Genomic DNA, 9,654 nt, shown 5'->3' with positions numbered 1-9,654 from the left:
AAGCCCCCTTTTCCTCCTCCGTAGTCACTTCCACCGGAGGTACGGGCCGCAGCTTCAGCCACCCGAGGAAGAAAATCCCCAGCAGCAACATCGCGATCCCGGTCCACAGATTGATGTTGACGCCCTCCGCCTTGTCCAGCGTCGCCTGCGAAGGACTGATCCCCGCGATCGTGACGATGACGCCGTAGACGACGAACAAACCCCCGATGATCAGCCGCAGATCGAACAGCCGGGACGCGGTCGTCGACTTGCTCTCCAGCTCACTGACCTCGCGCTGGACGTCGTGCTCTGAGTGTCCTGAGTGTTCAGACATGGTTTCTCAATCCTCCCGCGACTAGAACGAGAACGGGATGTAGCAGACGGCGGCCAGGATCACCGCGCCCCAGCCGAGCAGGGCCGGTCGGCGATACCACGCGTCGTCGCCCGCGGCCGGTGCCTCGGTCATGCCGGGGCTGGTCGTGCCGTAGACGAGGCCTTGGAGCTGTTCCGCCGACTTCGGCTGGGTGAACAGGGACACCACGAACATGACCACCGCACCGGCGACGAACCCGGCGATCGCGGAGACGAAGTTCGCGCCCTGGTCGGAGGGGATGGAGATGATCCCCTGCTTGTAGATCCAGAAGTAGTTGACCATCGCTGTCACCGTGCCCGCGAGCAGGCCCCAAAAGCCGGACTTCGGGGTGGCCTTCTTCCAGAACATGCCGACGATGAAGACGACGAACATCGGCACGTTGAAGAAGGAGAACAGCGTTTGGAGGTAGCTCATGATGTTCGAGAACGATGAAGCCAGGAACGCCGTGCCCACCGACGCCGCTACGCCGATCACCGTGATCAGGCGGCCGAAGCGCACGTAGTACGCGTCCTCGCGGTCCTTCACCACGTACTTGGCCCAGATGTCGTTGGTGAACACCGTGTTGAAGGACGACACGTTGGCCGCCATGCCGGCCATGAAGGCGGCCAGGAGGCCGGTGACCGCGATGCCGAGGACGCCGTTGGGCAGCAGCTGTTCCATCAGGTACGGGATCGCGTCGTTGTACTGCAGATCCGAGCCGCTGGTGCCGATCTTCGGGACGAGCGCCGCGGCGACCAGCCCCGGGATCATCACCAGGAACACGATGAAGACCTTCGGATACGCGGCGATGAGCGGGGTGCGCTGAGCGGCCGACAGGTTCTTCGCGGAGAGCGCGCGCTGGACCTCCGCGAAGTTGGTCGTCCAGTAGCCGAAGGACAGCACGAAGCCCAGGCCGAGGACGATGGTCAGCCAGTTCGCCCCGAGCGGGTTGACGCTGCCGATGCCGGTGCCGCCCCACGCGGTGGTGAAGTTGTTGCCGTGGGCCGCGTCGAGCTTGTGGGTGAGCCCGTCCCAGCCGCCGACCTTCTTCAGGCCGAGGTAGGAGATCGGGATGAGGGCGGCCAGGATCACGAAGAACTGCAGCACTTCGTTGTAGATCGCCGACGACAGTCCGCCGAGGGTGATGTACGCGAGCACGAACGCACCGGCGACCACGATCGCCACCCACTGCGGCCAGCCCAGCAGCGCCTCGACGACGATCGCGAGGGCGTACAGGTTCACACCGGCGATCAGGATGGCGGCGAAGGCGAACAGGATCGAACTCAGCAGGTGTGCCCACTTGTCGAAGCGGAGCAGCAGGAACTCGGGGACCGAGCGGACCTTCGAGCCGTAGTAGAAGGGCATCATCACCAGGCCGAGGAAGACCATGGCGGGGATGGCGCCGATCCAGTACCAGTGGACGGTGTAGGCGCCGTACTGGGCGCTGTTGGCGGCCATGCCGAGGATCTCGGTGGCGGCCAGGTTGGCCGAGATGAAGGCGAGTCCGGTGATCCAGGCGGGCAGCGAACGCCCGGAGAGGAAGAAGTCGAGGCTCGTCTTCACCGATCTGCGGGCGGCCAGGCCGATACCCAGGACGACCACGAAGTAGATCGCCAGGATCGCGTAGTCGAGCCCGTTGGTGGGGAGCCGTAGCTCGGCGGCGAGAGAGGTGGGGGTCTGCATCAAGCGCTCACCTTGTTTGGTGTTCTTTGTTTGATTTTGTTGGTGACAGCTGAGGGGGTTTGTGGTTTGATGTGTTCGGTTCGGTGTTTGGTTCTGTGTGAAGCCTGAATGGCGGCGTGGATGTACGTACGGATGGAGAGCCCGGCGTGAAGAAGACCTCGACCCGGCTGGCCGACGGTCGTGAGCTCATCTACTACGACCTGCGGGACGACACCGTGCGCGACGCGGTGGACCGACGCCCGCTGGAGCGCACGGTCACCACTTCGGAGGTACGGCGGGACGTGCTGCTCGGCGACTCGGTGGCGATCGCCTCGCACCGCCAGGGCCGCATCTACCATCCGCCGGTCGACCAGTGCCCGCTCTGCCCGACGACCGGCGACCGGCTGAGCGAGATCCCGGACTCGTCGTACGACGTCGCCGTGTTCGAGAACCGTTTCCCCTCGCTGGCCGGCGACTCCGGGCGCTGTGAGGTGGTCTGCTTCACCTCCGACCACGACGCGTCCTTCGCCTCGCTGACCGAGGAGCAGGCGGCCCTCGTCCTCGACGCGTGGACCGACCGGACGTCGGAGCTGTCGCATCTTCCCTCCGTCGAGCAGGTTTTCTGTTTCGAGAACCGCGGCGAAGAGATCGGCGTGACGCTCGGTCATCCCCACGGCCAGATCTACGCCTACCCGTTCACCACCCCGCGCACCGCGCTGATGTTGCGTTCACTCGCAACTCATAAGGAGGCGACGGGTGGTGAGAACCTCTTCGACTCGGTCCTGGAGCGTGAACTCGCCGGTGAGCGGGTCGTCCTTGAGGGTGAACACTGGGCGGCCTTCGTGCCGTACGCCGCGCACTGGCCCTACGAGGTCCACCTGTATCCCAAGCGCCGGGTGCCCGATCTGCTCGGCCTGGACGAGGCGGCCCGCACAGAGTTCCCCAAGGTCTATCTGGAACTCTTGAGGCGCTTCGACCGGATCTTCGGTGAGGGCGAGCCTCCGACGCCGTACATCTCCGCCTGGCACCAGGCGCCGTTCGGCACACTGGAGGAGTTCGACGGTGTGAGCAGGGACGACTTCGCGCTCCACCTCGAGCTTTTCACCATTCGCCGTACGTCCGGCAAGCTGAAGTTTCTCGCGGGTTCCGAGTCCGGCATGAGCGTGTTCATCAACGACGTGCCGCCGGAGCGCGCGGCCGAGCGACTGCGAGAGGTAGCGAGTTGATGAGCGGTAAGTACCTGGTCACGGGCGGCGCGGGATACGTCGGCAGCGTGGTCGCCCAGCACCTGCTGGAGGCGGGCCACGAGGTCACCGTCCTGGACAACCTCTCGACGGGTTTCCGCGAGGGCGTACCGGCGGGTGCCACGTTCGTGGAGGGCGACATCCGCGACGCCGCCAAGTGGCTCGACTCCTCGTACGACGCGGTCCTGCACTTCGCCGCGTTCTCCCAGGTCGGCGAGTCGGTCGTCAAGCCGGAGAAGTACTGGGAGAACAACGTCGGCGGCTCGATGGCCCTCCTCGCCGCCATGCGCGAGGCCGGCGTCCGCAAGCTCGTCTTCTCCTCCACGGCGGCCACGTACGGCGAGCCGGACGAGGTCCCGATCGTCGAGACCACCCGCACCTCCCCGACGAACCCGTACGGCGCCTCCAAGCTGTCGGTCGACTTCATGATCACCAGCGAGGCGGCGGCGCACGGACTGGGCGCGGTGTCGCTCCGCTACTTCAACGTGGCCGGTGCGTACGGCAGTTGTGGCGAGCGGCACGAGCCCGAGTCGCACCTGATCCCGCTCGTCCTCCAGGTCGCGCAGGGCAAGCGCGAGGCGATCTCCGTCTTCGGCGACGACTATCCGACGCCGGACGGCACCTGCGTGCGTGACTACATCCACGTGGCGGACCTGGCCGACGCGCACCTGCTCGCGCTGAAGGCGGCCACCCCGGGTGAGCACCTGATCTGCAACCTCGGCAACGGCGAGGGCTTCTCCGTCCGCCAGGTCATCGAGACGGTCCGCCAGGTCACCGGGCACCCGATCCCCGAGGTCGTGGCCCCGCGCCGCGGCGGCGACCCGGCGACCCTGGTGGCCTCGGCGACCCGCGCCAAGGAGCGCCTCGGCTGGAACCCGACCCGCGCGGATCTCGCGGGCATCGTCGCGGACGCGTGGGCGTTCGCACAGAACGTATCGAACTGATCGAAGGGTTAGGGGATCGCACGTGGGTGTACGGGGTGTACGTGAGGGCTTCGAGGCGCTGTACGGGACGGCTCCCGAGGGCGTCTGGGCCGCGCCGGGCCGGGTCAACCTGATCGGCGAGTACACCGACTTCAACGAGGGCTTCGTGATGCCGCTCGCCCTGCCGCACACGGCGGTGGCGGCGGTGTCCCGCCGTACGGATGGCGTTCTCCGCCTCCACTCGGCGGACATCGAGGGCCCGGTCGTAGAGCTGCACGTGGACGAGCTGGTCCCGCGCACGAACACGAGCTGGGCCGCGTATCCCGCGGGTGTGGTCTGGGTGCTCCGCGAGGCGGGCCACGAGGTGACAGGCGCGGACATCCACCTCTCCTCCACCGTCCCGACGGGCGCGGGCCTGTCGTCGTCGGCGGCGCTTGAGGTGGTCACGGCCCTGGCCCTGAACGACCTCTTCGAACTGGGCCTGTCGGGGCCGGAGTTGGCGCGTTTCTCGCAGCGCGCGGAGAACGACTTCGTCGGCGTCCCCTGCGGGATCATGGACCAGACGGCCTCGGCCTGCTGCGAGGAGGGCCACGCGCTCCACCTCGACTGCCGGGACCTGTCGATCCGTCAGATCCCCTTCGACCTGGCGTCCGAGGGCCTCTCGCTGCTGGTCGTCGACAGCCGCGTGAAGCACGCGCTGGGCGACGGCGCGTACGCGGAACGCCGTGAGGGCTGCGAGGAGGGCGCGCGGCAGTTGGGCGTCCCGTTCCTGCGGGACGTGGCGTACGAGGATCTGTCATCGTCCCTGGCCCGCCTGTCGGACGAGCGGATCCAGCGCTACGTCCGCCACGTGGTGTCGGACGATCACCGGGTCGACCAGGTCATCACCCTCCTGGACGCGGGAGACGTACGCGCGATCGGCCCGATCCTGACCGAGGGCCACGCCTCCCTCCGTGACGATCTCCGCATCTCCTGCCCGGAGTTGGACCTCGTGGTCGACACGGCGGTCGGCGCGGGTGCGCTCGGCGCGCGGATGACGGGCGGCGGTTTCGGCGGCTCGGCGGTCGTCCTGGTGGAGGCCGCCGACACGGACACGGTGACGAAGGCGGTCGAGGAGGCGTTCGCGGCGGCGGGTTACACCGCCCCGCGCGTGTTCCCGGCGGTGCCTTCGGCGGGGGCGCGGCGGGTGAGCTGATCCCGGGCTCGTTGTCGCCCCCGCTCGTCGGATGGTGGGGCGACGACACCGAGGGACGGCCAGGCAGGGCCGGTCACCCCTTGTGATGACGTTCGCGGATTCCGGCGGTTACCGTGGACGCGCAGGCCGAGAATCCCGCCCATGGGAGGAATCACCATGACCGCCGAGCCGATCGCCGCGCAGACCCCCGAGCCGCCGCCCGGGTCAGCCGACGGGCCCGGCACCCGTTGGCCGGTACCACCGCGCGACGGGTACACCGTCGATGACCTGTTCACCCTGCCCGACCTCCCGCCGCACACCGAGCTGATCGACGGGAGCCTCGTCTTCGTGAGCCCGCCGAGGATTTTCCATAGTCGAATGATCGACCTTCTGGTGGCCGGCCTGCGTCGTACGGTCCCCGGGGAGCTGAAGGTCTGCCGCGAGATGACTGTCGTCCTCGACCGCCGCAACGGCCCTGAGCCCGACCTCAGTGTCGTCCGTGCCGAAGCCATCACAGGCTTGGAGCAGACCTGCTTCCAGGCCGAGGATGTCCTGCTCGCCGTCGAGGTCGTCTCCCCGGACTCCGAGGCTCGCGACCGCGACACCAAGCCCCGCAAGTACGCCGCCGCCGGTATCCCGTACTTCTGGCTGGTCGAGATGGCTGAGGGCAACCAGCACCCGGTGGTGCGGGTCTACGAAATCGACCCGGTGAACAAGACGTACGCCCTGACCGGCATCCACCACGACAAGCTTGACCTGAGCCTGCCGTACGACATCGACGTCGACATCAGCCTGGACGCCCTCAGCGAGCTGTGACCAGGCTCTTCGTCAGGGTGTACTCCGTGACCCCCGGCGGATAGTCCGGGATCACGCACACCACCTCGTACCCCTGCTTCTTGTAGAAGTCGGGTGCCTGGAAGTCCCAGGTCTCCAGGCGGGCGGCCACGCAGTCGCGCTCGTCGCGGGCGATGCGCTCCGCGTCGGCGAGGAGGCGGGAGCCGAGGCCCGTGCCGCGGTGGCGGCCGTCCACCCACAGGTACGTCACGTGCAGCCAGTCCGCCCAGGTGTGGCCGACCAGTCCGCCCGCCAGTTCGCCCGTCTCGTCCAACGCCCAGATCTGGAGCGGAACTTCACGTTCGCGAGGGGTTCCGCGCAGGGCGCGCAGCATCGGCGACGCGGCCGTGTTGGTTTCGTGCAGCCGGGCGCGGAGCAGATCGCGTCGCTCCTTGTCGACTTCCGTCTCAATACGAAACATGCGGCCCACCATAAACGGGTCGGACAGTCAGTTCTGCAAATTAGCTTCCGCTGCTGCGCCCCAGCCGTACGCTGTGAGCAGCACCGGTGGGGGCCGGTGCTGTTCAGGGGGCGAGACAAGTCGGGTACGACGCCCGATGTGGGGGTAGCAGTGTCTGCACGGCGGCGGCCGTGCGGCTCAGGCCGCTCCCGGGCGTCGTACCCGCAATCATCGCTTCGTCTCCCGACGATGAGGTATCCCCTGCTCCACCAGGAGCCTGGGGAAGGGGGTTTCGTGGTTCGCATCCGAGTCCTGGTCGTCGACGACCATCGCATCTTCGCCGAGTCGCTCGCCGCGGCACTGGCCGCCGAGCCCGATGTCGACGTGTCCGCGGCCGGCAGTGGTCCCGCCGCGCTGCGCTGCATGGAGCGCGCGAACGCCGAGGGCCGCAGATTCGACGTCCTGCTCGTGGACGCCGATCTGGGCGGCAACGTGCCGGGCGTCCGGCCCGCCGTGCCTGTACAGGCGGGCAACGAGGACGGGCTGGTGGACGGGATCTCCCTGGTCGCCGGGGTCCGTTCGGCCCAGCCGAGCGTACGGATGGTCGTGCTGGCCGAGAAGGACGATCCGCGCCGGGCCGCGCTGGCCCTGCAGGCCGGGGCCTCCGGCTGGGTCGCCAAGGACTGCTCGCTGTCCAGACTTTTAACCGTCATCCGAGGGGTGCTTCGCGACGAGACGCACCTGCCACCCGCCCTACTGACCGGCGTCCTACGGGAGTTGATGGCCGCCCGTAAGCACCGCACCGAGAGCGAGCGGCTCGTGGAGTCCCTCACGCCGAGGGAACGGGAAGTGCTGCGCTGCATGGTGGCCGGACTGGGGCGCAAGGCGGTCGCCGAGCGACTGTTCCTTTCCCCGCACACAGTCCGGACGCATATGCAAAACGTGCTCGGCAAACTGGGCGTCCACTCCACCCTCGCGGCGGTCGCGCTGGCGAGGCGTGCGGGGGTGGGTCCGGTCGACCTAGCCGGGGATGTTGTCGAACGGGGCGGTCAACTGGCGTAGCAGGCCTGCCAGTTCGCCCCGTTGGGCGCGGGAGAGTTCCGCGAGGATCGCGCGCTCCTGTGCCAGCAGGCCGGCCAGGGCCTGGTCCGCGCGGTCCTGGCCCTCCTCGGTGAGGCGGACCAGGACGCCCCGGCGGTCGCTGGGGTCGGGGAGCCGCTCGACCAGGCCCTTCTGTGCGAGCCGGTCGATACGGTTCGTCATCGTGCCGGACGTGACCAGGGTCTGCGTCAGCAGTTGGCCGGGGGAGAGCTGGTAGGGGCTGCCCGCGCGCCTGAGCGCCGTCAGCACGTCGAACTCCCAGGGCTCCAGGCTGTGCTCGGCGAACGCCAGCCGGCGGGCCCGGTCCAGGTGCCGGGCCAGTCTGCTCACCCGGCTGAGCACCTCAAGTGGCTCCACGTCGAGGTCGGGGCGCTCCCGGCGCCACGCTGCGACAAGCCGATCGACCTCGTCCTCCATGACGATCAGTGTAGTGGTTGTGTCGACATGAAGTCTCTTGATATCAAGCCTCTTGATTCAGAGTCTCTTGACATCAAGATATGTGGGCGGGGAGAGTGGACGGCATGACGACTTGGGACCCCGCGCAGTACCTGCGCCACGCCGACCACCGCGCCCGCCCCTTCACCGACCTCCTCGCCCGGGTCACCGACGTACCCGGCACCCCGCCCCGGATCGCCGACCTCGGCTGCGGCCCCGGCAACGTGACCACCGTCCTCGCCGACCGCTGGCCCACCGCGCACATCACCGGCTACGACAACTCACCCGAGATGCTCGCGCAGACCGCCCCCTACGCCGGCCCCACCACCGGCGGCGGCAGCCTCGACTTCGCCCACGCGGACGCGACGGACTGGGCGCCGACGGAGCCGTACGACCTGATCGTGTCGAACGCGGCGCTGCAGTGGGTGCCGGGGCACCTGGACCGGTTCGGCGACTGGGTGTCCGCGCTGGCGCCCGGCGGCACCTTCGCCTTCCAGGTGCCGGACAACATCGACGCGCCCCTGCACGCCCTGATGCGCGAGCTGGCCGCCACCGCCCGCTGGAAGGGACGCTTGGGCGAGGTGCTGCGCCGCGAGGACTCGGTCCACACCCCCGGCGTCTACCTCGACCACCTGGCCCGCCTGGGCTGCGCGCCCGACGTCTGGCAGACGACGTACCAACACATCCTCGCGGGCGAGGACCCCGTCCTCGACTGGGTCAAGGGCACGGGCCTGCGCCCCGCCCTGACCGCCCTGGCGGACGACCCGGAGGCGCGGGACGCCTTCGTGACGGAGTACCGCGACCTGCTCCGCGAGGCGTACCCGACGAAGGACTACGGCACCGTGCTCCCGTTCCGGCGCTTGTTCGCGGTGGCCCGCAAGGGGGTGTGAGGGGTGCTCGCGGCCGTGGATCACGTGCAGTTGGCGGCTCCGGTTGGGTCGGAGGGTGCGCTGCGGGGGTATTACGTCGACGTCCTCGGGATGGTCGAGATCCCCAAGCCTCCTGTGCTGGCGGCGCGGGGCGGGTGCTGGTTCGGGGCGGGGGCGGTCCAGCTGCACCTGGGGGTGGAGGAGGATTTCCGTCCGGCGAAGAAGGCGCATCCCGGGCTGCGGGTGACCGGCATTGAGGCGTACGCGGCCCGGCTGAAGTCCCTTGGGGTGCCCGTCACTTGGGACGAGGACCTGCCGGGGTACCGGCGCTTCTACTCCGAGGATCCGGTGGGGAACCGGCTGGAGTTCCTGGAGCCCGAAGTCTGATCGGTGTTTGTCCCTCGCCCTCGTGGCTACCCGGTCGGTGGCGCCGAGTTCCGAGTACCGAGTTTCCATCCGACCGGGAGTTGATGAACCGTGGCGAAGGACGAGAAGGCCAAGGCCAAGAAGGAACAGGCCAAGGGCAAGCTCAAGGAGACGGTCGGCGGGGCCGTGGGCAACGAGACGATGAAGGCCAAGGGCCAGGCCGAGAAGTCCAAGGGTGACGCTCGGCAGGCCAAGGAGAAGGCCAAGGACGCCTTCAAGCGCTGACGCCGGAAGCGGTGAGGGGCCCCTGCCGGA

General features: G+C 68.5%; 12 protein-coding genes. 8 read left to right on the top strand and 4 right to left on the bottom strand.

Going from position 1 to position 9,654, the window contains the following annotated elements; genetic code table 11:
- Both SPR02S_RS50290 and SPR02S_RS50285 read right to left on the bottom strand, forming a co-directional pair.
- Positions 1-313, bottom strand: a 313-nt coding sequence (locus SPR02S_RS50290; RefSeq protein WP_019064654.1) for a hypothetical protein, incomplete at its 3' end; no start/stop codon positions are given.
- A 21-nt stretch (positions 314-334) separates the two neighbouring features.
- Positions 335-2,014 carry a sodium:solute symporter family protein gene (locus tag SPR02S_RS50285; protein WP_019064653.1) on the bottom strand — a complete coding sequence of 560 codons (1,680 nt, stop codon included), beginning with the start codon at positions 2,012-2,014 and terminating at the stop codon, positions 335-337.
- Between the two features lie 146 nt (positions 2,015-2,160).
- Between SPR02S_RS50285 and galT the strand changes: the two genes are divergently transcribed.
- The 4 genes from galT to SPR02S_RS50265 all read left to right on the top strand — a co-directional run bounded on the left by galT (position 2,161) and on the right by SPR02S_RS50265 (position 6,150).
- Positions 2,161-3,219, top strand: a complete 1,059-nt coding sequence (galT, locus tag SPR02S_RS50280) for a galactose-1-phosphate uridylyltransferase (RefSeq protein ID WP_019064652.1) — start codon at positions 2,161-2,163, stop codon at positions 3,217-3,219.
- Positions 3,219-4,181, top strand: a complete 963-nt coding sequence (gene galE, locus SPR02S_RS50275) for a UDP-glucose 4-epimerase GalE (RefSeq protein WP_019064651.1) — start codon at positions 3,219-3,221, stop codon at positions 4,179-4,181. The genes galT and galE overlap by 1 nt, the downstream gene beginning before the upstream one ends.
- Before the next feature lie 22 nt (positions 4,182-4,203).
- Positions 4,204-5,355 (top strand): galactokinase, encoded by a 1,152-nt coding sequence (galK, locus tag SPR02S_RS50270; protein ID WP_019064650.1) that lies wholly within the window; start codon positions 4,204-4,206, stop codon positions 5,353-5,355.
- A gap of 156 nt (positions 5,356-5,511) precedes the next feature.
- Positions 5,512-6,150 (top strand): Uma2 family endonuclease, encoded by a 639-nt coding sequence (locus tag SPR02S_RS50265; RefSeq protein WP_019064649.1) that lies wholly within the window; start codon positions 5,512-5,514, stop codon positions 6,148-6,150.
- Here SPR02S_RS50265 and SPR02S_RS50260 read toward each other — a convergent pair.
- Positions 6,137-6,601, bottom strand: coding sequence for a GNAT family N-acetyltransferase (locus tag SPR02S_RS50260; protein WP_020684300.1), 465 nt, complete (start codon positions 6,599-6,601; stop codon positions 6,137-6,139). The genes SPR02S_RS50265 and SPR02S_RS50260 overlap by 14 nt on opposite strands.
- Before the next feature lie 261 nt (positions 6,602-6,862).
- Here SPR02S_RS50260 and SPR02S_RS50255 point away from each other — a divergent pair, with 261 nt between their 5' ends.
- Entirely contained in the window at positions 6,863-7,630 is a 768-nt protein-coding gene (locus SPR02S_RS50255; protein WP_019064647.1) for a LuxR C-terminal-related transcriptional regulator, read from the top strand.
- Here SPR02S_RS50255 and SPR02S_RS50250 read toward each other — a convergent pair.
- Positions 7,589-8,086 (bottom strand): MarR family winged helix-turn-helix transcriptional regulator, encoded by a 498-nt coding sequence (locus SPR02S_RS50250; RefSeq protein WP_019064646.1) that lies wholly within the window; start codon positions 8,084-8,086, stop codon positions 7,589-7,591. The two genes, SPR02S_RS50255 and SPR02S_RS50250, sit on opposite strands and share 42 nt — an antisense overlap.
- Positions 8,087-8,190: 104 nt before the next feature.
- Here SPR02S_RS50250 and SPR02S_RS50245 point away from each other — a divergent pair, with 104 nt between their 5' ends.
- From SPR02S_RS50245 to SPR02S_RS61335, 3 genes are all read left to right on the top strand, one after another.
- Positions 8,191-8,994 (top strand): trans-aconitate 2-methyltransferase, encoded by an 804-nt coding sequence (locus tag SPR02S_RS50245; protein ID WP_019064645.1) that lies wholly within the window; start codon positions 8,191-8,193, stop codon positions 8,992-8,994.
- Positions 8,995-8,997: 3 nt separating this feature from the next.
- Entirely contained in the window at positions 8,998-9,360 is a 363-nt protein-coding gene (locus SPR02S_RS50240; protein WP_019064644.1) for a VOC family protein, read from the top strand.
- Positions 9,361-9,450: 90 nt separating this feature from the next.
- Positions 9,451-9,624 (top strand): CsbD family protein, encoded by a 174-nt coding sequence (locus tag SPR02S_RS61335; protein ID WP_019064643.1) that lies wholly within the window; start codon positions 9,451-9,453, stop codon positions 9,622-9,624.
- Positions 9,625-9,654: the final 30 nt, after the last annotated feature.

This window comes from Streptomyces prunicolor NBRC 13075 (assembly GCF_000367365.1).
Classification (GTDB): Bacteria; Actinomycetota; Actinomycetes; order Streptomycetales; family Streptomycetaceae; genus Streptomyces; species Streptomyces prunicolor.
This window is presented reverse-complemented; position numbering and strand designations above follow the sequence as displayed.

Coding starts and splice junctions, on each gene's coding strand:
- SPR02S_RS50265 (WP_019064649.1), top strand. CDS start 5,512: ATGACCGCCGAGCCGATCGCCGCGCAGACCCCCGAGCCGCCGCCCGGG.
- SPR02S_RS50250 (WP_019064646.1), bottom strand. CDS start 8,086: ATGGAGGACGAGGTCGATCGGCTTGTCGCAGCGTGGCGCCGGGAGCGC.
- galE (WP_019064651.1), top strand. CDS start 3,219: ATGAGCGGTAAGTACCTGGTCACGGGCGGCGCGGGATACGTCGGCAGC.
- SPR02S_RS50285 (WP_019064653.1), bottom strand. CDS start 2,014: ATGCAGACCCCCACCTCTCTCGCCGCCGAGCTACGGCTCCCCACCAAC.
- SPR02S_RS50260 (WP_020684300.1), bottom strand. CDS start 6,601: ATGGTGGGCCGCATGTTTCGTATTGAGACGGAAGTCGACAAGGAGCGA.
- SPR02S_RS50245 (WP_019064645.1), top strand. CDS start 8,191: ATGACGACTTGGGACCCCGCGCAGTACCTGCGCCACGCCGACCACCGC.